Origin of the sequence: Halomonas sp. PR-M31, from assembly GCF_001039575.1 — a bacterium.
GTDB lineage: Bacteria > Pseudomonadota > Gammaproteobacteria > Pseudomonadales > Halomonadaceae > Modicisalibacter.
Window position 1 is genome coordinate 1 of sequence record NZ_JIBT01000065.1, and the last position, 2,642, is coordinate 2,642.

The 2,642-nt window shown below is 57.2% G+C and carries 2 protein-coding genes and 1 pseudogene; all 3 read left to right on the forward strand.

From position 1 onward, the window contains the following. Nucleotides 1–428, forward strand: a pseudogene (locus CH74_RS15885) (sodium-dependent transporter); the annotation flags it as partial. Nucleotides 429–503: 75 nt separating this feature from the next. Further along, complete coding sequence (locus CH74_RS15890; protein WP_048308501.1) at nucleotides 504–2,267, forward strand: SLC13 family permease; 1,764 nt, start codon at nucleotides 504–506, stop codon at nucleotides 2,265–2,267. Between the two features lie 72 nt (nucleotides 2,268–2,339). Beyond that, nucleotides 2,340–2,642: phosphoadenosine phosphosulfate reductase family protein (locus CH74_RS15895; protein WP_048308502.1), on the forward strand; the 303-nt coding region annotated here is incomplete at its 3' end.

The window sequence follows — 2,642 nt, forward strand, 5'->3', positions numbered from 1 at the left end:
CGAGGACCAAAGCATCTTGGGGGACCGGTATCTTGTTGTGGATCATCAGTACCCTGGCCATGCTTTCGTTCAACCTGGGCGCCGACTGGACCCTGGCGGGCAGGCATTTCTTCGACTGGCTGGATTATCTGACTTCACGCTGGATGATGCCTTTAGGAGGTCTGGGCATGGCGTTGATGGCCGGTTTCGTGCTGCGCGATGACATCTTCCGATCCGAGCTTGGCTTGTCGCGTATTTTGCATGCGCTGTGGCTATTCATGATTCGCTATGTTAGCCCGCTGGGTATCCTGCTGATTTTCATCGATGCGCTTGGGGTCATGAGCCTCGATCTGGGTAGCCAATGGCCTTGGCTACTAATCGTGCTGGCCGCAATCACAGCGCTGGGTGAGCTGCTCAGCCCGCGCCTGCGGCGTCAGCCGGCATCTTGATGATCAGGCGCCGGCTGGAAGGTTTTACACAGTGAAGCCATTGCGTCATGCAGCCGGCGGGCCGACAGTTTTTCAATGAGTTTTGACATTTGGTTGAGCCTGGCCAGTATCTTTTGTGTGCTGTGTGCGCTGACCTTCACCCGTATCGCACCGGACGCCATCCTGATGGCTGCCTTGATGGTGTTGGTCGTTGGCAACGTGCTCACACCTCAGGAAGCGCTGGCGGGATTTGCCAATGCCGGTGTCATGACCATCGCAGCACTCTACGTTGTGGCGGCAGGCTTGCGCGAAACCGGTGCCGTGCAATGGCTGGCCAATCGTCTATTGGGTCAGCCACATACCATCAAGCGTGCCCAGCTGCGTCTGGTATTACCCGTGGCCGGTCTTAGCGCCTTCATGAACAACACGGCAGTAGTGGCTATGTTCATTCCTGCCGTGCAGGAGTGGGCCCGGCGCCTGGGGCTTTCTCCCTCTAAGCTTCTGCTACCGCTGAGCTATATCGCCATTCTCGGTGGTACCTGTACCCTGATTGGTACCAGCACCAATCTGGTAGTGGATGGTCTTTTGCAAAGCCAGATGGGCATTTCGCTCGGAATGTTCGATCTCGCCTGGGTAGGCGTTCCCATCCTATTGCTGGGCAGCGGTTTTCTGTTGCTGTTTGCCGATCGGCTCCTGCCTGGACGGGACGGCGCCGTCGAGCAAATCAGTAAGGTTCGGGAGTACGGAGTCGAATTCGTGGTGGCCCCCGGTGGCCCGCTTTGTGGCAAGACCATTGCCGAGGCTGGCCTGCGCAATCTGCAGCATGGTTACCTGGCTGATATCGAGCGTGGATCGCGGCTAATGACCGCGGTCTCGCCAGATACTCTGCTTGAAGAAAACGATACGTTGCTCTTCATCGGGGCACCGGAATGTGCCAGCGAGCTACGCCGTGTGCAGGGGCTGACGCCGGCAGCCGGTGATGTGCGTAAACTCTCGATCAATCATCATCATCGTTGCCTGGTCGAGGCGGTCATTAGCCGCGATTTCACGGGGCTGGGTCAGACCGTTCGCGAATCGCGCTTTCGTTCCCGCTTTCAGGCGGTGATCCTGTCGGTTTCCCGCCAGGGCCGGCGTCTGCCGGGCAAGTTGGGGAATATTACGTTTCAGGTCGGCGACACGCTATTGATGGAAACCGGACAGGAATTTGTCGCGCAATATCGCTATCGACGTGACTTTTTGCTGGTCAGTGCGCTCAACGATTCCACGCCCCCGGATTTTCGCAAGGCGCCCTTAGCGCTTGGAATTCTGGCATTGATGGTCGGTGTCAGTGGTCTTGGGCTGATATCGATACTAGAAGCGGTCCTACTGGCTGGCGGAGGCATGCTGATATGTGGCTGCATTACGGCCAGCAAGGCCAGACGGTCCATCGATCTTTCGGTACTGGTCGTCATCGCAGCCTCGTTTGCCTTGGGGGCGGCCATGACCAAATCCGGCGCTGCCCAGATCATCGCAGGGCTGATGGTCAATGCGGATATGCCACCCGTGCTGGCGCTTGCCATGATTTACCTGATGACAGTGCTGTTCACTGAGGTCATCACCAACAACGCCGCCGCCGTATTGATGTTTCCTATTGCCATCTCTGTCGCTGAACGCCTTGATGTGAGCTGCATGCCTTTCGTCATCGTGCTCATGTTCGCTGCCTCTGCCAGTTTCATGACTCCTTTGGGCTATCAGACCAACCTGATGGTAATGGGGCCGGGTGGCTATAGAATGCGCGACTATTTACGCCTGGGGGCACCGCTAAGTCTCATCGTAGGATGTACGTCGATATTGCTGGTCCCGTTGATTTGGCCCTTTTGAACTTTTGAGCGCCGCTGTTTTATATCGGGGTAGGGTGAAAACGCTCACAACTCCTCTACCTGGCGATACACCATGCTTCCGTCCCATTGTGATCCAGTGTCTCAGACCCATCTCAAGCAGCTCGAGGCGGAGTCGATTCACATCCTGCGCGAAGTCGCTGCGGAGTTTGCCAACCCGGTGATGCTCTACTCCATCGGCAAGGATTCCTCGGTGATGCTGCATCTGGCACGCAAGGCCTTCTACCCGGCCACCCCACCGTTCCCTCTGCTCCACGTCAACACCACCTGGAAGTTTCGCGAGATGATCGAATTTCGCAATCGCATGGCCGCGGAAGTGGGCATGGAGCTGATCGAGCACATCAACGAAGACGGGCGG